25 protein-coding genes are annotated in these 20564 nt (G+C 42.8%); 21 read left to right on the top strand and 4 right to left on the bottom strand.

Going from position 1 to position 20564, the window contains the following annotated elements; translation table 11 throughout:
• Positions 1-116: 116 nt before the first annotated feature.
• From GQY55_RS14910 to GQY55_RS14900, 3 genes are all read left to right on the top strand, one after another.
• Positions 117-896: a phosphotransferase gene (locus GQY55_RS14910; RefSeq protein ID WP_160042660.1), complete on the top strand. Its 780-nt coding sequence runs from the start codon at positions 117-119 to the stop codon at positions 894-896.
• A 156-nt stretch (positions 897-1052) separates the two neighbouring features.
• Positions 1053-1475: a GNAT family N-acetyltransferase gene (locus tag GQY55_RS14905; protein WP_160042659.1), complete on the top strand. Its 423-nt coding sequence runs from the start codon at positions 1053-1055 to the stop codon at positions 1473-1475.
• A 330-nt stretch (positions 1476-1805) separates the two neighbouring features.
• Entirely contained in the window at positions 1806-2990 is a 1185-nt protein-coding gene (locus GQY55_RS14900) for an alanyl-tRNA editing protein (RefSeq protein ID WP_160042658.1), read from the top strand.
• Between the two features lie 256 nt (positions 2991-3246).
• Here the strand turns inward: GQY55_RS14900 and GQY55_RS14895 are convergent, their stop codons facing one another.
• Together GQY55_RS14895 and GQY55_RS14890 are read right to left on the bottom strand one after the other, a co-directional pair.
• Entirely contained in the window at positions 3247-3591 is a 345-nt protein-coding gene (locus tag GQY55_RS14895) for a DUF2178 domain-containing protein (protein WP_442953629.1), read from the bottom strand.
• Positions 3591-3821: a helix-turn-helix transcriptional regulator gene (locus tag GQY55_RS14890; RefSeq protein ID WP_160042657.1), complete on the bottom strand. Its 231-nt coding sequence runs from the start codon at positions 3819-3821 to the stop codon at positions 3591-3593. The genes GQY55_RS14895 and GQY55_RS14890 overlap by 1 nt, the downstream gene beginning before the upstream one ends.
• Positions 3822-4147: 326 nt before the next feature.
• Here GQY55_RS14890 and GQY55_RS14885 point away from each other — a divergent pair, with 326 nt between their 5' ends.
• The 6 genes from GQY55_RS14885 to GQY55_RS14860 all read left to right on the top strand — a co-directional run bounded on the left by GQY55_RS14885 (position 4148) and on the right by GQY55_RS14860 (position 8119).
• The gene (locus GQY55_RS14885; RefSeq protein ID WP_160042656.1) at positions 4148-4528 is read left to right on the top strand and encodes a hypothetical protein; all 381 of its coding nucleotides are present in this window, start codon (positions 4148-4150) and stop codon (positions 4526-4528) included.
• Positions 4529-4625: 97 nt separating this feature from the next.
• Complete coding sequence (locus tag GQY55_RS14880; protein WP_160042655.1) at positions 4626-5486, top strand: GNAT family N-acetyltransferase; 861 nt, start codon at positions 4626-4628, stop codon at positions 5484-5486.
• A gap of 70 nt (positions 5487-5556) precedes the next feature.
• The gene (locus tag GQY55_RS14875) at positions 5557-6033 is read left to right on the top strand and encodes a DUF6933 domain-containing protein (RefSeq protein ID WP_236575627.1); all 477 of its coding nucleotides are present in this window, start codon (positions 5557-5559) and stop codon (positions 6031-6033) included.
• A gap of 95 nt (positions 6034-6128) precedes the next feature.
• Positions 6129-6854: a GNAT family N-acetyltransferase gene (locus GQY55_RS14870; protein ID WP_236575626.1), complete on the top strand. Its 726-nt coding sequence runs from the start codon at positions 6129-6131 to the stop codon at positions 6852-6854.
• A 72-nt stretch (positions 6855-6926) separates the two neighbouring features.
• Positions 6927-7460 (top strand): DNA topology modulation protein, encoded by a 534-nt coding sequence (locus GQY55_RS14865; protein WP_160042652.1) that lies wholly within the window; start codon positions 6927-6929, stop codon positions 7458-7460.
• A gap of 14 nt (positions 7461-7474) precedes the next feature.
• Complete coding sequence (locus GQY55_RS14860) at positions 7475-8119, top strand: HAD family hydrolase (RefSeq protein WP_236575625.1); 645 nt, start codon at positions 7475-7477, stop codon at positions 8117-8119.
• 140 nt (positions 8120-8259) lie between these two features.
• Here the strand turns inward: GQY55_RS14860 and GQY55_RS14855 are convergent, their stop codons facing one another.
• Complete coding sequence (locus tag GQY55_RS14855; RefSeq protein WP_160042651.1) at positions 8260-10188, bottom strand: PAS domain S-box protein; 1929 nt, start codon at positions 10186-10188, stop codon at positions 8260-8262.
• Positions 10189-10331: 143 nt separating this feature from the next.
• On the opposite strand from GQY55_RS14855, the gene GQY55_RS14850 reads away from it, so the two are divergent.
• The 10 genes from GQY55_RS14850 to GQY55_RS14805 all read left to right on the top strand — a co-directional run bounded on the left by GQY55_RS14850 (position 10332) and on the right by GQY55_RS14805 (position 17524).
• Positions 10332-10556, top strand: coding sequence for a hypothetical protein (locus GQY55_RS14850; RefSeq protein WP_236575624.1), 225 nt, complete (start codon positions 10332-10334; stop codon positions 10554-10556).
• A gap of 78 nt (positions 10557-10634) precedes the next feature.
• Positions 10635-10904, top strand: a complete 270-nt coding sequence (locus GQY55_RS14845; RefSeq protein WP_160042649.1) for a hypothetical protein — start codon at positions 10635-10637, stop codon at positions 10902-10904.
• A 32-nt stretch (positions 10905-10936) separates the two neighbouring features.
• Complete coding sequence (locus GQY55_RS14840) at positions 10937-11170, top strand: hypothetical protein (protein ID WP_160042648.1); 234 nt, start codon at positions 10937-10939, stop codon at positions 11168-11170.
• A gap of 133 nt (positions 11171-11303) precedes the next feature.
• Positions 11304-11873, top strand: a complete 570-nt coding sequence (locus tag GQY55_RS14835; RefSeq protein ID WP_160042647.1) for a YcxB family protein — start codon at positions 11304-11306, stop codon at positions 11871-11873.
• Positions 11874-12108: 235 nt separating this feature from the next.
• Complete coding sequence (locus GQY55_RS14830; protein ID WP_160042646.1) at positions 12109-12957, top strand: MBL fold metallo-hydrolase; 849 nt, start codon at positions 12109-12111, stop codon at positions 12955-12957.
• Between the two features lie 104 nt (positions 12958-13061).
• Positions 13062-14111, top strand: a complete 1050-nt coding sequence (locus GQY55_RS32065) for a nucleoside-triphosphatase (RefSeq protein WP_160042645.1) — start codon at positions 13062-13064, stop codon at positions 14109-14111.
• A 37-nt stretch (positions 14112-14148) separates the two neighbouring features.
• The gene (locus tag GQY55_RS14820) at positions 14149-14964 is read left to right on the top strand and encodes a GNAT family N-acetyltransferase (protein ID WP_160042644.1); all 816 of its coding nucleotides are present in this window, start codon (positions 14149-14151) and stop codon (positions 14962-14964) included.
• A 114-nt stretch (positions 14965-15078) separates the two neighbouring features.
• A complete protein-coding gene (locus GQY55_RS14815) occupies positions 15079-15867 on the top strand; it encodes a hypothetical protein (RefSeq protein WP_160042643.1) in 789 nt (262 codons plus the stop codon).
• Between the two features lie 41 nt (positions 15868-15908).
• Positions 15909-16649, top strand: a complete 741-nt coding sequence (locus tag GQY55_RS14810) for a class I SAM-dependent methyltransferase (RefSeq protein ID WP_160042642.1) — start codon at positions 15909-15911, stop codon at positions 16647-16649.
• A 263-nt stretch (positions 16650-16912) separates the two neighbouring features.
• Entirely contained in the window at positions 16913-17524 is a 612-nt protein-coding gene (locus tag GQY55_RS14805) for a hypothetical protein (protein WP_160042641.1), read from the top strand.
• Between the two features lie 63 nt (positions 17525-17587).
• Here GQY55_RS14805 and GQY55_RS14800 read toward each other — a convergent pair whose 3' ends face one another.
• On the bottom strand, positions 17588-18478 hold the full coding sequence (locus GQY55_RS14800; protein WP_160042640.1) for a LysR family transcriptional regulator: 891 nt from the start codon (positions 18476-18478) through the stop codon (positions 17588-17590).
• 138 nt (positions 18479-18616) lie between these two features.
• Between GQY55_RS14800 and GQY55_RS14795 the strand changes: the two genes are divergently transcribed.
• Positions 18617-19363 carry an acetoacetate decarboxylase gene (locus tag GQY55_RS14795; protein WP_373309235.1) on the top strand — a complete coding sequence of 249 codons (747 nt, stop codon included), beginning with the start codon at positions 18617-18619 and terminating at the stop codon, positions 19361-19363.
• Positions 19364-19379: 16 nt separating this feature from the next.
• Entirely contained in the window at positions 19380-20405 is a 1026-nt protein-coding gene (locus GQY55_RS14790) for a ketopantoate reductase family protein (protein WP_160042638.1), read from the top strand.
• The last annotated feature ends 159 nt before the right edge of the window (positions 20406-20564 follow it).

Below are 20564 nucleotides of genomic sequence, written 5' to 3'. Positions count from 1 at the left end.
AGTTACCGCGTCGCGGCGGCTCTCTTGGGGCTTAGTTTGTTTTTGGTGAGGATTCATGAATACTGGAACGTTTATGAAAAGGCACAAAAAACATGTGAAGAAGAGGAATCTAATCCATGAATATACATGATATTCCCGATGAGATATTGGGGCAAATCGGAAAAATCCATAATATTAATTTTCCACGACAGGGTCATACTTCAATCGTGGCAATACTTGAAACTACGAATGGGAAATTTGTAATCAAAAAGACAGAAAACGAACTCTATAATGAGTGGTTATTAGAAGAATATAAGGCACTTCAATACCTCTCGCAAACAGGACTACTTGTTCCTAAAGTATATTCTTTTCATGTTGAGAATAAAACGAGATGGCTTTTAATGGACCATATTGAAGGTATAAGTTTACGAGCGTTTTTATCCGGAACACCAAACCTCAAAGATAAAGAAAAAGCAATTACTAATTTTGGATTAGGTTTAAGAAGTATACATGAATGCCCGTGTCCGATTGAATTCATCAAAGACGATAAACCGTGGTTGGATACAATGCTCAGTAAAGCGGAATATAATTTAAATCACTTTGAAGTTGACGGAACAGAAGAGCTTCTCTCGCAGCTGAAAGAGGTTAGGCCCAAATCCATGGAAAACACATTCATTCATGGTGATTTTACAATTGACAATGTATTGGTGAATGATTGCAATATTGTAGGAATTATTGATTGGTCCGGAGCAGCATACGGAGATCCAAGATATGATATTGCATTAGCAATTAGACCCAAATTTAATGCCTTTGATCATGATAGAGATAGAGAGTTATTTTTAAATGCGTATGGAAAGATAAGATTGACTGAAGAAGAATATAATTATTTCGAGGGTGGGTTATATCAATTCTTTTAGTATCGTTTTAAAGCGTGCTCCTTCAAACCATTAAGGGATCGTGAAGTAAAAGAACGTTCTCTAAAATTACCGAATTACATAAAATCATAAACAAGTAGGTGAATATGGAATCGTTTATATAAAATCTGTGAAAGCAATATCAATGGAGGTACTCTTATGGAGGTTTCATTTAAAAATTACCTGATCTCAGATGATCGTTTCAAGATTAATCGGGAAATTGTTTTAGACTTTTTAAGCAAAAGCTACTGGGCAAAAAATAGAGCTCCAGAACGTATCTTAAAATCAATTGAAACTTCTCATTGCTATGGTGTTTATTGCGAGGATAACCAAATTGGATTTGCTAGAGTCATCACAGATGAAGCAACATTTTATTATATTTGCGATGTATTTGTTTTGGAGGAATATCGTGGTCAAGGCATAGGCAAAAAGCTTATTGAAACCATTGTACATTCTGAACGATACGAATGGATGACTGGACTATTAGGGACAGCAGATGCACATGGATTATATGAACAATATGGTTTCGAAAAGGATCCAGAACGTTATATGAGACGAGCACCTCAAAGCAGAATGAAATAATTTCTTATTCGAGATGTGCAGATCTTTATGTAACTTATCGGAGATGGCAGCAACAAAATTACAAAGAATCATCGCGAGGTGTAGTAATACTAAGCAGTCCATAAGCCGTAATGCCATACCGTTAGATGCACCAAGAAAATACAGCATTCGTTCAATCCCATCGGTACGCTGGGGCGCGTCGTCACGTCGTAAACACTATCATGAAAACCATGTTGTTCGGATCGCCGGCAGGCGGTCTTTTTTCTTCTTCAGGGAACTTGGCGTTGTAGGGTGTTTTTGTAGTAAGCTGAAACTAAAGTGAATTTAACCTGAAACAGTGAGGATACGAAAATGACGAAAAAGCTTTATTACGAATCCGCTTATATCCGGGATTGGGAGACGCGAATCACGAGCAAATTGAAGCGGGAGGACGGAATATATTTGGTGCTGGAGGAGACGGCCTTTTATCCGCACGGCGGGGGGCAGCCCTGTGATTTGGGGTGGATCGATGCCATTCCGGTGCTTGATGTCGTTCAGGAGGAAGGAGAAATTCTGCATAAGGTCGAGCGTGTTCCTGAAAAAGACGTGGTTGGCTGCCGGTTGGATTGGGACAGAAGGTTCGACCATATGCAGCATCACAGCGGCCAGCATTTGCTGTCGGCCATGTGTCTGGAGGCATGCAAGGCGGAAACGCTTAGTTTCCACTTGGGTCAGGATTACGCCACCATTGATATTGCCCGATCCGACTTGCCTCAGGACGAGCTGATGATGCTGGAATTGGAAGTAAATGATCAGGTTTATCTCAACCGGAAGGTAACGAATTATTTTGTGAGCCGGGAGCAAGCGGCCGCCTTGCCGCTGGTGAAGCAGCCGACGGTAGCCGAAAATATCCGGATCGTTGAAATCGAAGGGATCGAATACAACGCCTGCGGCGGCACGCATGTCTCTGCAACGGGTGAAATCGGAATGGTCAAACTGCTGAGAGCCGAGAAGCAGAAAGGACATATGCGTCTTTATTTTAAATGCGGTTATCGTGCGCTTAGAGAATTTAATGCCGGCATGGAGATTCTCGGCAGTCTGTCGGCCCGTTTTAATACCGGAAAGGAAGAGATATTGGACCGGATCGCAAAATGGGATCAGGAGCAGAAGCAGCTCCAAGCTGAACTGAACGCCGTGAAGGCCGAAAATGACGCGTACTTGGCCGAAAAGCTGTTGGCAGACCGTCAGGGCAGCCTGATCAAGCATGTCTTTGCGGACAAGCCGCTGAAGGATTTGCAAAACCTGGCGTCCAAGCTCACCGACCAAGCCGATGTGACCGTGCTCTTTGTGTCGGAAGGAGAAAATAAGGTGCTCCTTGCCCAAGGAGGAAAAAGCGAAATTGCCTGCGGCGCATTTTTCAAGCAGCATTTGGCCGATTATCGCGGCAAAGGCGGGGGCAGCGACAAGATGGCACAGGCCGGTTTTGCCACCGGGGAAGATGCCATGGCATTTTACCATTTTACGGCCCAGTCGTTAACGGCGCTTGAACAGGATTAAGTGATCCAATAAGTAGAAAGCATTCAAGTTTCTTTTCTGCTGCGAACGAGAATTCAATATTCCGGGCCTTAGCTTGGCATGGATGCAAGTTGAGCCCCGGTGTATTGACTCTATGCGGATAAAAAACAGTATTTTAATTTGTACTGCTCGAATCGCCAGGCTTACTTCAAAAAGTTGTTTAAAACGACTGAGCCACTATATTTCTAAGCAATTGAATATACAAGCATTTCCCGGGTCCTCCTGTTTCGTTCTTTAGTTAAAAAAAGTCTTTTTTATATCGAACTGCTAGATAGATTGCTGAAGCAAGGAATGCAAAAGAATATTTAAACAAGAAGAAAATCTGCCACATATATTCTTTCGGGAAAATCACGTCGCATAAAATTACTACACATAACACTATAAGGGCACTATTTAAAGATATTTGCTTTGTTCTTTCATCGGCTTTACCTATTTTTTTATGTAGTACGTATGTTAGAATAGCTCCGACAAAAACCAATAGAAAACCGCTAACAATGAGAAGATTCCAATTTCCTTGTGATTGTTCAGCCCAAGACTTCAACGGGTTAAAAATAGCGTTAGAGATATCAGAAAAATTAACCACTATAATCCACTTCCTTTCTCATAAGTAAAAATATCGTTTACATCAACATTAAAAAATTCGGCAATTCGAAAGGCCAACAGCAGTGTCGGAACATAATTTCCTTTTTCCATGACGAAGATGGTTTGTTTGGAAACCCCCACTTTCTCTGCTAATTCTTGCTGAGACATTCTGGCAAGTACGCGATATTCATAAACCTTATTTGATATCGAATCACCAAAATCTTTCTTCATGACCATCACCTCATGAATCAAATTATAAACTGATTTTTCACTGAGGTAAAGTAAACTTATACAAAATAATAAAATAACTTTATTTTTGATTTTATTACTTTGATTCAACAAAACCCAGAATACAGAAAGAATGAAGTGGTGCAAAAAACAGTCAGAGTGGTGCAGTCTGGTGATAGTATTCAGAAACGACCTGTCCCAAAAATACAATAAATTACCAAAATGACAGAAGGGGGAAATCATCTTTTTGGAGAATTGAATATAAAATTGAATATTAACACGAGCATCTACGAGATTTTACCAAAAATTGAACTAAGGAGTGGGAAAAAATGAAATCTCCAGGCGGTTCGATATTTCCTTATTATTATAAGGGCGGCGAAATCCATTGCCTAAAGTATGGGAACAAATATAAAGATGAAGAAAAGCTTTTTGAATTGATGAGACAAGAAGAAGAATTCATCATGAACACCAACAAGAAGCTGAAAATATGGGTTGATATGTATAAAACAACGATAACCGGTAATGTTCTTCAAGAGCTAATCAATAATCTAAACAACTTGGATGGCCATATTGAAAGATTATCGTTTGTCGGATTATCTGGAATGAACCAATGGAGATTAAAAAGAAAAATTAAAAAAGCGGGAATGAATTATAAAATTTCATTTTATTCCGACCCTGAAGATGCAAAGACATGGTTGGTAAGTGAATGATTGTTTTGAGGAGCTACTAAGGCCGGCTTGTGTCATGTTGCGGAAACATTAGCTGAAGCCTATTCAAGATAACAATTTGAATCTGTGAGGGTACAACATGGTGAAACCATTTAGATTAGAACAGGCGGAAAAAAATTCATTTGCGGTTCATCAAGCGATATATTCTAACGCTGACCTTGAGATGTGGTATGACTGGAATGCTCGTCTGGATGATACGAAGTTTACGGACCAATGTTTTTGGATCATGTGCGGCGATGATCGGATTGGAGGGGTGATAAAGATCGATGACACGGTCATGTATCCTTTTATCATACCTCCTTTTTCGGATCGACAACATATGTGGAGAATCTTATTACAATGCTGCCAAGATATAAAACATATTAACGGAGTTCTGCAAGATGATGTAAATATACTGCTATCCTTAGGTTTCAAAGTAAATGTCATTCGACAGGTCATGTGCTGTCCTGCGGGCGCAAGTAAAAAGCCGGTTATTCCAGATGGATTGTCTCTTTATGTGTTGGACGATTCTTTGGACCTAACCAAAATCAAAGAGGTCATGAAGGAAGGATATCATGGAGGAATTGACTTCGAGATTTTTGGTGTTCCTACTGATGAAAAGATTATGGAGGATGTATCGTATCTTTTACAAGTTTACAAGCATAGGAATCTTTCGATTTATATCGTAAATGAACAGAACCAAGAAATCGCGGGACTTTGCATAGCCGGTATCAGTGAAAAAATGCCGTTAGCATTTGCCGAAATCGGTGAAATATGTGTTGCCCCTCAATATAGAAACAAGAGAATTGCAGACTTCATGTTAAATTACATCAAAGAAACGGCGAACCCCTATACAGAGGTTGTGAAATTATGCGTTACTGTAGGGAATTATGCGGAAATGCTTTATATAAAAGCAGGATTTCAGGCAGGTCCTAGATTTGCTAGAATGACTAGAAGATAGAGGTAGTGAATACGGAACGTTGAATGTTTTATAAAACCAACGCAAAAACACGAAAGGATCGATTTGCTTGATGGCTTTAAGATTTACTCAATCCTTGCTAAAAGACATGAAGGTTACGCCGGAAACAGTAGAAGAAGTGGATGATTTTTGGAGTTGGCATGCAAATATCTATTATTTAAACAACAGGAAGCATATTTTATTTGTAAATGATTTAAGCCGGATTTGCATCATTATAGATGGGATCAGAAAAGGGCAGTTAACGTTACTTCAGGAGAAGTTTCTAGAGACATTAGAGGCTTACCTTAAATACGAAGATATATCAACAACTCTAATAGAGAAGTACTTAAATTCTGGAACGGATCTTTGTATTTCCAAAACCAATAGTAGAAGTGTACTGGGAACAATGAATGAAATTACAATTTTTAACTCAGATAATTTTGATAACAATTTGGATCGACTGGAATGGCTAAACAGATTAATTCATAAACCGATAAAACACGACTACCCGATAGAATTCTTTAAAAAGCGATTGGAACAACTTAATTAAAGAGCTTTGTCGGATTTTGACGGGGAAATTGTAAGGTGAATATTTTAGGATTCCGTATCTAAGAAAGGACACATCCCATGATGACTTCAAAAGAAATGATCCACATCGTACAATCGCAGCTTGCCATCGACCTCAATTGTACCATCGACGACTTGAACGGAGAAAAAGACAGCATTGTTTTTGTAGACGCAAAGGAAAACCCCGGACGCAGGCCGTATCCAAGAAAAGAGCGTTATTTTGAAATTTTGTCCATGGGCAAATCCATCGTCGTCACGGCTACACCGGAACGATTGGCTATCGCTAAAACGCATATGCAAGGAAAAGATCGGGACACGATATTCTCCTTGCCGTTTATTAAAGGACTCTACCTTCACTTCCTCCCTGATTTGGAGAAAATAAAGCCAATGACACCCCCGGATGATTTTTCGTATGAAGTGGTTGAGAAGGATGAGGTATACAAGTTATTTGGGCTTGAAGGTATGGAAAATGCAATTATTTCTGACTCGAATCATCCTTATCAAACGGTATTGGTCGTACTGGCCAAGCAAAATGATAAAGTTGTCGGCATGGCAGGGGCGAGCAATGTGAGCGCAAAGATGTGGCAAATGGGGATCGATGTGCTTCCTGAATATCGTCATTTGGGGTTGGCAACGTATCTTGTAAACCGCTTAACCTTAGAAGTATTAAATTGTGGTTGTGTCCCGACTTATGATGTGATTTCAAGTCATATTGCCTCTCAAAGGGTGGCTTACCGGGTAGGATATTATCCGGCGTTTGTGACGGATTGGCGATGCGATTTTAGGGATTACGAATCCCAGTGAAATGAAGCTGGTTGGGATGGGCTGTCACTCGGATTGTGGTATATTGGTGTAAAAAAATTAAAGGTGCAATACATGAAGAAAATAACGATTATCGGTTCGGGCGGTTCAGGCAAGTCGACGCTGGCAAGCGAATTAGGAAAAATATTAGGACTCCCGGTGTACCATCTTGATGCTCTTCATTGGAAAACAGGGTGGAAACCTACTCCGAAAAAAGAGTGGGATCAGCTTATGGAGGAACTAGTATCAAGAAATGAATGGATTATCGATGGGAATTACGGGAGATCCATGGATGTACGATTGCAGGCATCGGACACGATTATTTACCTTGATTATCCTACTTACTTAAGCCTATTCCGTGGAATTAAAAGAAGTATGCAATACTATGGAAAGACACGCCCGGATATGGGAGAAGGATGTGCTGAAAGAATTGATTTTCAGTTTTTTAAATGGATTTTGCATTATCGACGGGATCAAAGGCCGAACATTCTGAAAAAGTTGAACATGTTACAAGACAAGAAAAATATTCATATATTTGCATCACCCAAGCAATTAAAGAATTTTCTCAAGCAGCTTAATGAAGGCACCGCCGGCAAAACCACTGTATAAGAGAGGAATCAGAAATGAATAAGATTAAAGGCATCATTTTTGACATGGATAACACATTGTTGAAATCAAGAATCGACTTTAAGGCCATGAAAAATGAGACGTTTCACTTTCTGGTTTCCCGTGGAATACTTCCCCAAGAACTGGATATAACAAACCATACCACTTCAACAATCGTTGAAGAAGCGATGAAAACCCATTTGATGACAGAGAAGCTGCAGTCCGAAATGTGGGAGATACCGAGAAGATTTGAAATGGATGGAATGAAGGACGCTGAATTGGAGGCCGGAGTTGTTGAAATCCTCGAAGAATTGAAGGGTGGATACCAAATGGCTGTTGTTACGAATAACTCGGTTTTAGCCGCAGAAATAGCGCTCAAAGATCATGATATATTGGACTTTTTTGATTTGGTGGTTGGGAGAGAACAAATGAAGTCACTAAAACCATCGCCCGATGGATTTCAATACATTTTGGATCGGTGCAGCGGTATTTCCACAGAAGAATGGATTTCAGTAGGGGATTCTTGGATCGACGGGAAAGCCTCGTCGGCTGCCGGGATCAAATTCATCTCATATCAAGGCGATTTTGAAAAGATGAACAGAATGGGCGTGCATCCCTACGCATCGATTAACGATATTAGGGAATTGAAGGGATTGGTCTAGTCATCTCAAGGAAGGCACACTTCAAACACCAAGCGCAGCAAAAGACCGGTCATAGAGCTTTCATCCCCGACCGATCTTTTTGTTGCCGCTTTTCTCCAGTCGCTTCACTTGCGCTCGAATTGCTTTTGACAAAGCCTCCTTTATCGGGTCTTCAATTCCCGCTCCCGGATGACACGTTCCAGTACGGCAAGCACGGGCTGGCTTTTGACGGGTTTACTGATATAATCGTCCATCCCCGCTGTAAGGCAGATATCCCGGTCTTCCTTCAGAGCATTGGCGGTGACGGCCACGATCATTGGGCATTTGTCCTTTGGCAAGGAAGCCCTCAGCTTCCGGGTGGCTTCCAGGCCGTTTAACCCCGGCATTTGAACATCCATAAACACCACGTCGTAGGACGACTGCTCTACCGTCCGAAGCACGTCATGACCGTTCGTGACGACGGTGACCGTATGTCCCTGCTTCTCCAACATTTTCCGCAGAACGATCTGGTTAATCTCATTATCTTCCGCAATCAAAATGTTCAGCGGGTCGGCATCCGATTTGTGTTGGTCTTTGCAGTCTTTCGGATTGCGGGGCTGATCATATTTCCTTAGCAGAACCGTAAAGACAAATGTCGTACCCGGCCCTTCTTTTTTCTCCACCCAAATGCTCCCGCCCATCACGTTTACCAGCTTTTTGCTGATGGCCAGCCCCAGGCCTGTTCCTTCATAGTTGCGGGTCATAAAGTTGTCCACCTGGGAAAACGGCTCAAAGATCGCTTCCAGCTTGTTGTCCGGTATACCGATCCCTGTATCGGAAACCTTGAACTCCAGGTTAACAAGGTCTCCTTCCTCGTACAGCTTTCTTGCGCTGACCGTAATTCCGCCGTGAAGGGTGAACTTGACCGCGTTGCCCACCAGGTTCATCAGCACCTGCTTCAGCCGTTTGGAATCGCCATAAAGCAATTCAGGAATATCTTCGTCCACCGAAAAGGACATTTCCAGCTGCTTGGCGCTGGCTCTGGCCGACAGCACATCCAAGGTTTCCTGAATGCACAGCTTCACATCAAGCTCATCCTCCTGAAGCTCCGTCATGCCGGCCTCGACTTTGGAGAAGTCGAGAATATCGTTGATGATCGCCAGCAGCGTTTCACCGCTTTTGCGGATGATCTCGATATATTCCTTCTGTTCATCGTCCAGCTCGGTCGTCGTCTCCAAAAGGTCCGTCATTCCGATGACTCCGTTCATTGGCGTGCGGATTTCATGGCTCATCATCGCCAGAAATTCGCTTTTGGCCTTGTTCGTATTTTCGGCCAGCTCTTTCGCCATGATCAGCTGTCTTTGCTCGGTAAAATCCTTGGCGATGATATAGAAGCCTACGTTTTTGTTGTTGATAATAATCGGGGCCAACGTCGTAATAACCTCAACCATATGGCCGTCTTTATGCCGGATCGTGTTGATCTCCTGCTCAATGGCAGGGTTATCCAAGGCCTCCCGCAGAACCCGCTGCAGATTGCGCTCCCCGATAAACCGGGCAATGCTTCTGCCCGCCATTTCGCTGACATGGCAGCCCGTCATTTGCTCCGCCCGGGTGTTGGCATTCAGAATGTTTCCGTTCAGATCGAGTGAAATGATTGCATCATGGTTATATCTTTTTAAAGACGTATACCGTTCGACGGTTTCCTGCAGCTTTTGTTCGGCCGCTTTATTTTGGGATATGTCATTCACCGTCACGATATAATATTGCGGAGTTCCGGCCTTATCGGGCATAAGGGAAATATGCACGGAAGCCCATACGATCCGCCCGTCTTTTCGAACATAGCGGCCTTCGACTTCAATTTCGTTCTGTTCCGGGTAATTTTGCAGCAGCGCCTTGAGTTGACTGATATTTCGCTGCAGGTCGTCGGGATAAATCAGCTTGTCAAACCGCTTTTTTTTCAGTTCCTCCACAGAATACCCAAGGATTCGGGTGAGCGCCGGATTCGCTTTGACCCATATCCCCTTGCGGGTAATCATGGCAATGCCAAAAGGAGCATGGGCGTACACATGCTGCAAATAGGAGTACTCATCATCGATTTGTGTTCTTTCCATTTTGCGCCTCCATCGCGAGAATATACAGCTTCTGCTTGCAGCTTCACTTAAAGGGTGTTGTATGTGATAGGGAGCATAGCCCCGCATTTACGGTCAAAAAGCCTAGTCATAATTATAAAGTAGATTAAACAATTGTGACAATTTTGAAACTCTTTAATCCGATTATAGCGCAAAAAGACGGATTTTTAGACATCGGGCAGAATTGGATATTTTATGGAAAAATTGTTTCCGAGGAAAAAAGAATCCGCAAGTCAAAAGGTTCAAAAATAGGAGATTTGGTACGTGGTGGAGAACTACAATATAGTGGAGATGATGAGCACGTAGCTTTAAAAGAGTTTCATGGACGGATGAAAAATACAAACAAATGAGAATGAATAGCGGATGCGAAATTATCGGGTGCATACAAGAATGTGACATAACCAAAAATCGATGGGGGAACACATGAAATGTATTTTATAATCGGCATCATTCTAAGCGTCCTCATTTATTTCGTTCTGACAATCCTATTTGGCGGCATTGGCGGATTAATTTTTCTACTGATTTTAACCGGCATCATCGGATATCTGTATGGCGAGATTCAAAAATTAAACGAAAGACTGCAAAAGATCGAAAAGCTTAATGGAATAGACGACTCCGAGGATTTTCATGTAAGCGATGAAGAAATCGAAAAAGAGTTGGAGCAATATGCAGACTCCGGAGAGAATAAAAATGAATAGGTCATAATCATGTAAGCGAAAGGGGGCGGCTTATGAAAAGAGGGATCATTTCGGTATTCATTTCCTTGGTTATGATTGCCTTAGCGACATACAGATTATGGTCATTGGATCAACCTAAGGTCGGTCCTGTGGGAGATGGGGAAATTCCTCAATTTGCTTATACCTCCATGTATGTAGCACTTGCTGCAGGCATCGTTTGTTTAGTCCTTGGGGTTGTAAGAATTATTATTGAATTTAAGAACAAAGGGGAAGGTAGGGAAAACTAATCCCCAGGTTTATCAAAAATGGGAGGTTATCTGAATTCCCGAAAAAACGATTTAAACCAAACCGTACGTTTCCATGATGAAGATGATGTTATAAAATGTAAATTATGCAATACTTCAAAAAGGAATGATCACTTTGACTAGAAAAGAACTATTAATCAAAGCGAAATTATCAAGCAATGATATATTTATTTTTCAAATTACATATTTAATTCGACAATGGTATGTATGGTTGCTTATACTTACGTTTCTTATCTCGATTGGAAATATTGCCTATCGGTTAAGTGTAGGTGAACTTTCAGAAGTACCGCCTCAATCTTGGTTTTTCAGCTTGGTTATGTTATTTTTCCTTTTTCTTTTAATCTCAAGCTCGAAGAAAAGTGCTAAAAATAAAATTGTTAATGAAGAAAAGACTTATAGAATATCTGAAGAGTATTTTATGATGGAGACGGAATCAACAACGCAAAGGGTGTTTTGGAGTGATTTTGTGAAATACATTTTAACGGAAAGATTTGTTTATTTATTTGTGTCTAATAACTCTGCTCATCTTGTGCCCTTAAATGCACTTTCCAATGATGAGAAGAATTTTTTAATTCAAATTATTCAATCTAGATTAAAAACACAACAGAAAAGCTCGTTTTCTACGGTAGTGATTTGTCTAGTTTTGTTGTTGCTAACCGTTGGGTTCATACAATATTTTAATTAATGCTCCTGCTTAACTCGTGGAGTACGTGCATTTCGGCCCTTGAAGATACGATCGAATGAAAAAAATGAAATGGTATCGGCAAGCGCATGAAGAAATAAATGATAAGTTAAATACACGGGAGGCGATTCCATTGGTAACAAAATAAAATGAGAAAATCGATATGTGAACCCGAGCCCCAAATTAGCATGCAGGTTTTCTCTTAACCGTTGCAAATAAATATAGAGGAGAATTTGACATGCTAAATAAAATAAGTGAATCGATCTATTACTTGCCGAACCAAAACGATAAGGAAAGACCGACGCTAGGACTCGTTTGCGGAGACAAATACAGCCTGGTTATCGATGGCGGGAATTCGGTTCAGCACGCACGGGACTTCTTGCATGAAATCGGGAAATTAAACGTACCTCCGATAAAATATTTGGCCATTACGCATGCGCATTGGGATCATTTTCTAGGGATGAACGAATTTGAAGCTGCGATTATCGTGAATACCCGAACGAATGAAATCATTCAGGAATGGCGCAGCTTTTCGTTTGACGATCGTTCCCTCAAGGAATATGCGGATGCCAAGAAGATGGATTCACTATGTGTGGAGACCATCAGGAGCGAAATACCGGATAGAGACACATTCCAGCTAACTTCGCCGGATATCATTTTTGAGGGATCTCTTCATCTCGACTTGGGAAATAAAGTTTGTGTTCTTAAAACCATTCGAAGCACGCATACGGCTGACTCAACCATCGCATATATTCCGGATGAAAAAGTCCTTTTTCTGGGGGATAGTGCATATGGCACAACGAAAAATTCCTTGTATCATTTTAAGCAATCTCTGTTGTTGCCTATGATCGAGGATATCCGGAAATATGACGCCACTCACTTCCTGCTGGGGCATGAATCCATTTGTGACACAGAGGAGATGGATCTGTATTGGAAAGAGCTCATCTCAACGAGCAATGCCGTAACATCCGCATCTTTAGAGAAGGCGGTAGAGGCTTTTGAAAGGGAGCACAACCGAAAACCCAATGAAAATGAGCTCTTTTTCTTAAAAGCATTCGTGAACGATCAGATATTAAAATCGCAATAAGAAGAAGCGAAACCCAGCTTAAGATAAGGTTATCTCAGGCTGGGTCGATTTTTTTATTTTTGCAAGAAGGGTTTCAAATATGAAGAGACGGGCGGTGTTTCACAATGGAACAAGCAAAACATATGATTGCCGTTTCAGCAGTCGTTAAGAATGAGGAAGGACATATTTTAATGGTTCGAACCCATCTGCGTTCAGACACCTGGGAATTGCCCGGAGGGTTCGTGGAAGCCGGCGAGCCGTTGGATATAGCGGTGTGTCGGGAGTTTCTGGAGGAAACAGGAGTTCATATCCGCCCTTTAGGCATATCCGGGGTCTACTATAATGAAAGGCTTCATGTTTTGTCCGTCGTTTTTAATGCGGAGTATGTCAGCGGCGAAATAACCATTCAACCCGAAGAAATTCGGGAAGCAAGATATGTGAACCTGGATGAAGGAAATATGGACGAATACATCACAAGGCCGCAACTAAAGTCGCGCATACGGGATGCGATGGATTCAACACACTCGACTCCGTATGAAACATGGGATTTAAATGCCCCGAACTTTAAGCTGATGTCCAGATTAGACGGGGAACATAACCATTCCCAAAATGTGTTTTTACTGACGGGCAAGCCCAGAATGGGCAAATCAACGATGGTCAAAAAGCTTATAGGCGACGTGGGAGCGGAACATTGCAGCGGATTTTATACAGAGGAAATAACAAATGCGGGAGATCGGGTAGGATTCAGATGCGTGTCCGTGAATGGAGAAAGCGTGGAAATCGCCAACGTAGACAACCCCAGCCAGACGCGAATTGGAAGATACGGAGTCGATATCGAAACTTTCGAACATTTTGCGGTTAAAGTACTGCAAGACGCTTTGTCTTCCAAGAAAATCATCGTCATTGATGAAATTGGGTTTATGCAGATGTTATCCGCCTCTTTCCAAAATATCGTACAGGAGATTGTTTCGACGAACGAACATATTGTTCTCGGGACCGTTCCTGTAGACAGCCATCCCGGAATCGATATAATCAAATATTCAAAGCATGCAAAGATCATTGGTTTGAATGAGTTTAACCGTGATGTGGTGGCGGAGTTTTTGATGGAGGATATTTTGAAAAGAAAGCTTTTAGTTGAACGAGATGAAAGACCGAGTAGGGCTCTTAGACACTAAACATACGAGGTAATACCTCGTACCAGGAGAGTAAAAAATGATATCAGAACTTAATATACAGGACTTCTATAAAATACGGCATATCACGGATCAGTGTCGGAACGTCGAAGTAAGGGCGATCATTAATGGGAATAACCCGGGTAGAGTCTATGTGGATGATCCAACAGAACCAACGGCAGCATTGATTTGGATACCAGGCCAAAAAGGTTTTCAGATGGTTGGAAATGTCCACAGCCTATCCTTTCTGACGGATTTAGAAGGATACATGAGGCAACATATCGAACCCAAACTAAAGAAGTTAAATATTCATTCGGTTGAGATTGGTGCGGAGATGAATATTTGGGCTGAAGCGATACCGCAAATATTTCAAAGCCACAGCATTTCAAGCGATCATCAACATGTGTTTAGATTAACGGGGAATTCAAAGCCCATTGTAGCTGTAGATCATGGAATAACGGTTCGAAGGATCGATAGGGATTTATGGGATTCAAGACGGCTTACCAACCATTCGTTTTTAGAAAAAAAGATATTGCATTTTTGGGATTCGATGGATTCCTTCTTGCATCATGGATTCGGGTACTTGGCCGAATACAATAATACCATGGTAAGTATATGTTTTTCCGGATTTGTTGCCGATCAAACGCATGCCATCGATATAGAAACCTTGGAAGGGCACAGAAGAAGAAATTATGGCGCAGCCGTTGCCGGCGCTTTTGTACGGGAGTGCATGCAAGAGGGAATTCATCCTTACTGGGATTGTAACCCAGGGAACACCGGGTCCATTCGATTAGCAAAATCCATTGGAATGTCCCCTTCTTTTGACTATCAGATCTTCTGGTACAATCTATCCTAAAGTCATGGTTAATCATAAATCGAAGAGAACCTGCAGACCACCCGACCCAAGATAGGAGCTATCCAAGGCCGTTTAGATATCCAAGTGTCATTGCAAACGTTAGGAGGACATATTTTGACCGCTCCAAAATTGATTCTATTCGAAGGCATTCCCGGATCGGGGAAAACCACCACTTCTCAGCTGCTTCATGCCCGTTTTAAGGAACATGGAACGGATTCCATCGTTTTTGTGGAAGGCAGCGAGCATCCGATCGACTTGCCGTTTTACGCTTATCTGTCTATGGATGAGTTTGAGGAGATGCTTTCAAAATATCCGCTGCAAGCAGGCTGGCTAAAGCAAAAGTCCATTATGGACGACGCATACGCACTCACGCCGTACCAATCGCCTGAACCGGATCCCCGGGATGATACGCTGCTGGCGTATTTGCGCGCAAAAGAATTTTGTTATGCCGATCGTCCCGTTGTATCGTTTGATACCTTTACGCAGGTATTTTGCAGACGGTTCGAAAAATTTGCAGCGTCGGCGATGAAACAAGATACCGTTACTATTTTCGAGAGCGTCTTATTTCAGCACCAGATTCATGACATCCACAGGTTATACCCCGAAGTCGGTGAACGTGAAATCATTGAATATCTAGGCGTGTTAGCCGATATCATTAGACCGCTAAATCCGGTATTATTTTATTTAACTCAAGACAGCGTGAAAGAATCGCTAGAGCATACAGCCCAGATACGTTCCAAACCGAAGTGGGCGGCCGAAGAAACCATTGCATATTATGTTCGCCGAAAAAGGCTGGAGCTGGACGCCATCAAGGAACTGCCGATTCATTCGATGATCATTAATAATACGGATCGGGATTGGGACAAGATGTTCGGGGTTATTTTAAACGCGCTTTCCGGATAAAACCAAGATTATAGAGCCTACAGCAGAGGAGGGCAAATCATTTGAACGAACAAAGCGAGCAAAACAAAAAAGCGTGGGAATATCGAGCCTATGAATTTTGGCATAAAAGAGACGGTTCGCCAACGGAGAAAGCCATTCAAATCCTAGAAAATCCGCTGGCCAGTTTGAAAAAGCACCAACATCATTTCGAAAACGTTGCAGGTCAAAAAGTGGCTAATCTCTGCGGATCTAATGGGAGAAAAGCGGTGCCGATAGCTTTATTGGGAGCAGAGGTCACCGTCTTCGATATTTCCGAGGAAAACCAAAAATATGCCTTGGAATTGGCCGCAGCTGCAAACACCTCCATGGATTATATCGTCACGGATATCTATGACATCGATTTGGACAAGTACAGGGGATATTTTGACCTTCTCTATTTGGAGGGAGGGATTCTGCATTACTTTGGCGATCTCGGCAAGTTCATGTCCATTCTTTATGAATTATTAAAAGAAGGAGGCAAATTGATTCTTAGTGATTTCCATCCATTAAGAAGATGCTTGCTTAGCCAAGGGGAAGTTGAATATTTCGATGCGGAATTAAAAAGCGGGGACGTGGCTTACAAGGGATTTTTTAATGAGCAGGAACAGGCGGATTTTTCCGATGTCTCCGTCCGGCTGTATACGTTAAGTGATATTATGAATTCCGTTCTTGAAGCAGGTTTTACCTTGAAGAGGTTTGACGAACATCGCGGATGGAACAATGAAAATATCCCTTGGGAGTTTACGATTCTGGCGGATAAATAAGATCATGGGACCATATATGTTTCCTAAAAGAGGAGGTCATACCTTGGAGTTTTCCCAATTTATTTTGATGTTTGTTCTGTTTTTATTTTTCGGCATATTCGTCGTAAAGCTTGGGATCGATAATTCTCAAACCAATAAGCTCACGAAAGACATCTTGCAAGAATTGAGAGAAATTAAGGAACTTTTGCGCGAACGTCCTCCGTATCATTAAAACGGGCGAAGTTGCGAATACATAATATCATTTTTGTGAAGGAGATGAACCTATGGGCTGGGGTGAAGTAAGAGAAATCCGATTTGAATATAATGAGGAGATCAAAGAAATCGATGAGCAAATGATTCGCTTGATTTCGACTCGCCGATCGCTGACAAAAGGCAAAAGATTTTTTCCAACAAATGAGCTCATAGCCGAATGGGCCAAAGCATTCGAAATGGAGGAGTTAGAAATCCGGTTAATCCTTCATCATTTGCAGCCGCAGATCATGCGGCATGTTCCAAACGAACTCGGAGAGCTAAAGAATGTGATGCCGATCATGAAAAAAACGGTTGTAGACTCTTGCGAGTATATGCTTACGCATGCCATGCAGCATGAAAATGTAAGCATCGTGCACGTGGAAATCAAGCTTTTGGATGAAGAAAAACGCAGTGAAGTTCACTTGAAACCAAACCTTACGCTTGAAGTGATTAGCGATCAGCCCTATTTTGTTCAAAGACATGGAAGCCGTGGAGGAGGCCATCATACGGAGATGGAATTTGCGATCTCTCCGCCGCTCCCTGAAACCCTTGAACATATTGAGTTTTCTTTAGTGCCAAGCGCCGTGTTTATGGAGCATCCAATCAAAGAGCTCATTTTGGATAAACAGGTTGATTTTGAATAAAAAACGTTGGACAGTGGAAGCCGGCAGCCGCCGGCTTTTATGCTGTTGCCGGATATCATCGCTTCAATACACCTTATACGTTCCATCGTTCTCTTTAAAATAGGAAATGATAAAATCACGGAACTCTGCCACGGCCGGAGACAACAAACGATCTTTGACCCATGACAACCTAACGGTATAGGTAGGGTCGATGTCCGCGATTTTGACGTAATGCAAAGCGAGCGTTCTGCATGCCGAGATGGGAAGCAGCGCCACGCCTTGATCCAGCTTTATGATTTCCGCCAAAAGATGAGAATCCACCTCAAAATTGTTGCTGGGGGTAAAACCTGCCCTTTCGCAAAGGCTCGTCGTAAAACCGCGATACTCCCCGTTGTTGGCCAAGGATATAAACGGTTCGTCGGCAACTTCGCTTAACGATATTTCGGATTGGCCCGCCAGCTTGTGGCTGGAGGGCAGAACCAGTACGATGTCTTCATCCACCAGCACGCAGCTTTCGATTTCTTCATCCGCGATGGGCGGACCGCCTGCGATGCCTAAATCGATAGCCCTCTTTTTCAAGCTGGTCATGATTTCGTTTCTTTCCCCGACTTCCTGCTGCATTTTCGTATCCGGATACCGGGTAATATATTCGCTGATCAATCCCGAGAGAAATCTCGGATTGGAAATCGATATCCTGATGGTCCGGTCACGTTCATGATCCTGCGACCGTATTTCCGTTTTTGCATTTTCAAGCTCGGTAAAAATTTTGTTCACATGTTTTAAAAGGATTTTTCCGGAGGGGCTTAACTCGATGTTCCTTCCTTTACGGAGAAACAGGCTCGTGCCTAATTCGTCCTCCAGCCGCTTGATCGTCAGGCTTAAAGAAGGTTGGGCAATATTCAGCTGTTCTGCGGCCTTGGAAATATGCTCGGTATAGGCGACCGCCTGAAAATATATTAATTGGAGCAGCTCCATGGATTTCCTCGCACCTCATTCATTTATTTTGATAAATGTATTTATATTTTATTATGTATTAGATTAAATGTAAAACCGCGATGTAAAATAGGGATAGGGATCGAACAGCAGGACAGCATAAATGCAAAAGGAAGGTGCATTCAGGTGAAAAAGGATGAAGTGGTGAAGCAGTTTACGACTCCGCTTGATGCGGGGGCGTTTCCTTTAGGCCCGTATCGTTTTTATCATCGCGAATATTTGAACATTTTATATAGAACGGATCTGGAAAAATTGAAAAAAATCGTTCCGGAACCGTTGGAGGTTACAGATCCGCTTGTCCGGTTCGAGATCATGAAAATGCCGGATGTGACCGGGCTTGGTTCGTACACGGAGTGCGGACAGGTCATACCGGTAAGCTTTGAAGGGGAGGAAGGCGATTATCTTCATGCCATGTATGTGGACAGCTTTCCGGCCATTGCATCCGGCAGGGAAATCGCAGCCTATCCTAAAAAGCTGGGCAAACCTAGCTTATATGTCGATTCCGATACGCTGGTGGGGCTTCTGGATTACGGCACGTTGAGAGTCGCTACAGCCACCATGGGTTATAAGCATTTTCCGCTGGATCATGCGGAGGCGCTTCAAGAAATCGTAAAACCGAATTATATGCTGAAAAAAATGCCGGGATACGACGGTTACCCAAGAATCTGCGAATTGGTCCGGAGCCAAATTACGGATATTCAAATCCTTGGCGCTTGGTCAGGCCCGGCCAGGTTGGAGCTATTCGCACATGCGCTTGCGCCGATGGCCGATTTGCCTGTGCTGGAGGTCGTGTCGGCTTCCCATATCGTGACCGAGCTGTCGTTGGCTTCTCCAACGGTTGTGTACGATTATTTGGCCGAAAAGTAAAAAGGGGGACTTTTAAATGCGAATTGCGGTTTTAGGAGCGGGTTCATTGGGAACCATTGCCGGAGCTTATATTGCTGCGGGTGGACAAGACGTGGAATTGATCGATGTCTACCAGGCACATGTGGACGCGTTAAATCAGTCCGGCGCGAAAATTACCGGTACGACGGATTTTCATACCAAGGTGAAAGCCATCACTCCTGACGACATGTCCGGAACCTATGATTTGGTGTTGCTGTTGACCAAGCAGCTATATAACGATTCCGTCCTGCAGAATTTGCTGCCGTTTTTAGGCGATGATAGCGTCGTGCTTTCCTTGCAAAACGGCATTCCCGAAGAAAAAGTGGCTTCCATTGTCGGCCGGGAACGCGTCATTGCCGGGTCGGTCGAATTTGGCGCTACGTTTTTGGAGCCGGGGGTTTCAAAACTTACGACAGAGTACGGCCATTTTAAAAGCTATGCTTTTCAAATCGGGGAATTAAACGGCGAACGGACGGAAAGAATACGGCGGATCAAAGCGATTTTGGATCTTGTGGGGGGAACGCACATTTCCGACAACCTGGTGGGGACAAAATGGTCCAAATTGCTGGTCAACAACGCGTTTAGCGGTTTGTCGGCTGCGCTGAATACGGAGTTCGGCGGGGTGCTGGATCATGAGGTCAGCGTTGTCAGCGCGGCGCATATTGCGGATGAGACGATCAAAGTCGGCCATGCGAACGGCGTAACCTTTGCCAAAATGAACGGATTTGATATGGCGTCCTTGGAGATTCAAAGCGAAGAGGATCTTCCGGAACGCGTTCAAACGCTTCGCAGCTTCATGAAATCTTCGAGACTGCTAAAAGCAAGCATGCTGCAGGACCTGGAGAAAAAACGCAAGACGGAAATCGACTATATCAATGGGGTCGTACCGCGGCTGGCAGAGGGGAAAGGCATTTTGACCCCTTATAATGACATGGTCGTTCAACTGGTAAAGCAAGCCGAAGCGAACCAAAGCGTGCCGGATTTCGATGTAAACATTCGGTTTTTTGAAAAACTAAACCAGTAATCATAATTTGTAGTAAAAGAGGCGCGGCCCATAAGGCTGCGCCTCTTTTGTTATGAGTGCAAGCAGTACCGTCTTCCTTGAAAAATAAATTCGAATATTTGCGTTGACCATATACTGTTTATATAATATACTGTTTTCGACAGTTACTGTTTATATAAT

The sequence above is a fragment of the Paenibacillus sp. USDA918EY genome (genome assembly GCF_009870825.1).
Classification (GTDB): domain Bacteria; phylum Bacillota; class Bacilli; order Paenibacillales; family Paenibacillaceae; genus Paenibacillus_AQ; species Paenibacillus_AQ albilobatus.
Note: the sequence above shows the minus strand (reverse complement) of the source record. Positions and strands in the feature narration are given on the sequence as shown.

Coding starts and splice junctions, on each gene's coding strand:
- GQY55_RS14905 (WP_160042659.1), top strand. CDS start 1,053: ATGGAGGTTTCATTTAAAAATTACCTGATCTCAGATGATCGTTTCAAG.
- GQY55_RS14830 (WP_160042646.1), top strand. CDS start 12,109: ATGCTAAATAAAATAAGTGAATCGATCTATTACTTGCCGAACCAAAAC.
- GQY55_RS32065 (WP_160042645.1), top strand. CDS start 13,062: ATGGAACAAGCAAAACATATGATTGCCGTTTCAGCAGTCGTTAAGAAT.
- GQY55_RS14845 (WP_160042649.1), top strand. CDS start 10,635: ATGTATTTTATAATCGGCATCATTCTAAGCGTCCTCATTTATTTCGTT.
- GQY55_RS14860 (WP_236575625.1), top strand. CDS start 7,475: ATGAATAAGATTAAAGGCATCATTTTTGACATGGATAACACATTGTTG.
- GQY55_RS14870 (WP_236575626.1), top strand. CDS start 6,129: ATGATCCACATCGTACAATCGCAGCTTGCCATCGACCTCAATTGTACC.
- GQY55_RS14880 (WP_160042655.1), top strand. CDS start 4,626: ATGGTGAAACCATTTAGATTAGAACAGGCGGAAAAAAATTCATTTGCG.
- GQY55_RS14885 (WP_160042656.1), top strand. CDS start 4,148: ATGAAATCTCCAGGCGGTTCGATATTTCCTTATTATTATAAGGGCGGC.
- GQY55_RS14910 (WP_160042660.1), top strand. CDS start 117: ATGAATATACATGATATTCCCGATGAGATATTGGGGCAAATCGGAAAA.
- GQY55_RS14840 (WP_160042648.1), top strand. CDS start 10,937: ATGAAAAGAGGGATCATTTCGGTATTCATTTCCTTGGTTATGATTGCC.
- GQY55_RS14865 (WP_160042652.1), top strand. CDS start 6,927: ATGAAGAAAATAACGATTATCGGTTCGGGCGGTTCAGGCAAGTCGACG.
- GQY55_RS14890 (WP_160042657.1), bottom strand. CDS start 3,821: ATGAAGAAAGATTTTGGTGATTCGATATCAAATAAGGTTTATGAATAT.
- GQY55_RS14855 (WP_160042651.1), bottom strand. CDS start 10,188: ATGGAAAGAACACAAATCGATGATGAGTACTCCTATTTGCAGCATGTG.
- GQY55_RS14900 (WP_160042658.1), top strand. CDS start 1,806: ATGACGAAAAAGCTTTATTACGAATCCGCTTATATCCGGGATTGGGAG.
- GQY55_RS14875 (WP_236575627.1), top strand. CDS start 5,557: ATGGCTTTAAGATTTACTCAATCCTTGCTAAAAGACATGAAGGTTACG.
- GQY55_RS14805 (WP_160042641.1), top strand. CDS start 16,913: ATGGGCTGGGGTGAAGTAAGAGAAATCCGATTTGAATATAATGAGGAG.
- GQY55_RS14790 (WP_160042638.1), top strand. CDS start 19,380: ATGCGAATTGCGGTTTTAGGAGCGGGTTCATTGGGAACCATTGCCGGA.
- GQY55_RS14800 (WP_160042640.1), bottom strand. CDS start 18,478: ATGGAGCTGCTCCAATTAATATATTTTCAGGCGGTCGCCTATACCGAG.
- GQY55_RS14820 (WP_160042644.1), top strand. CDS start 14,149: ATGATATCAGAACTTAATATACAGGACTTCTATAAAATACGGCATATC.